The 760-nt window shown below is 57.5% G+C and carries 1 protein-coding gene; it reads left to right on the top strand.

The genetic code is table 11. From position 1 onward, the window contains the following. Positions 1-262: 262 nt before the first annotated feature. On the top strand, positions 263-697 hold the full coding sequence (locus ACOCD2_RS23540; protein WP_419594236.1) for a hypothetical protein: 435 nt from the start codon (positions 263-265) through the stop codon (positions 695-697). The last annotated feature ends 63 nt before the right edge of the window (positions 698-760 follow it).

Here is a 760-nt window from a genome sequence, read left to right as displayed (position 1 = left end):
CCGCGTTCGGAGGCCTACTTTGTTTTCCCTCTGGCGCAAGGCGCGCCGGGAAAACAGTGCGGCCTCGCGGCTGCTGGGGACTACCTGCCTTCGCTTCGCTCTCCATGGCTGTCAGCGGCCGTACCCCAGGGGGGGAGAGCGCACTTTGAGTGATCTTCCACACCAGGTTATTGCCAAGGGAGGGGCGTAACTGGGGTAGAATTATCTCTTCTTCTACGATTTCTGGAACAAAGGTATGTGTAAATTTTGCTGGACTGTCCTGTTGCTCCTGCTGTTGGCCATTGGCACCGCAGTGTATAAATTCGGTTTTGTCGGCAGCGTGGTACAGGCACCGGATGGTCGCCAGGCGCTGCAACTGACCACAGCCGAGCGCAATATGGTGCTGGGTGAGATGCGTGATTTCCTGGTGGCCGTACAGGCAATCATCGCCGCGACCAATACAGAGGATATGGCAGCTGCGGCAGCAGCAGCCAGGAAAGTGGGCATGGCAGCCCAGACTGCGGTACCGCCGGCGCTGATCGGCAAGCTGCCCCTGGCGTTCAAGAAACTGGGATTCGCCGCCCACTCGCAATTTGACCAGCTGGCGCTGGATGCCGAGCAGTTGGGTGACCCCCTGCAGACCCGGGAGCAGCTGACAGATCTGATGAACAACTGCGTGGCCTGTCATGCGACCTATAGCCTGGTGGTCGCAGACTGATTATCTCCGCCGAAAACATTCATGTAAGGGATGAATTTTGCATCTCCAGTATCAAAATCTTTG

The organism is Thiolapillus sp. (assembly GCF_048562965.1).
In the GTDB taxonomy this organism is placed as follows: Bacteria; Pseudomonadota; Gammaproteobacteria; order Chromatiales; family Chromatiaceae; genus Thiolapillus; species Thiolapillus brandeum_A.
The sequence above is the reverse complement of the archived record's forward strand: the minus strand, read 5'-3'. Positions and strand labels throughout refer to the sequence as shown.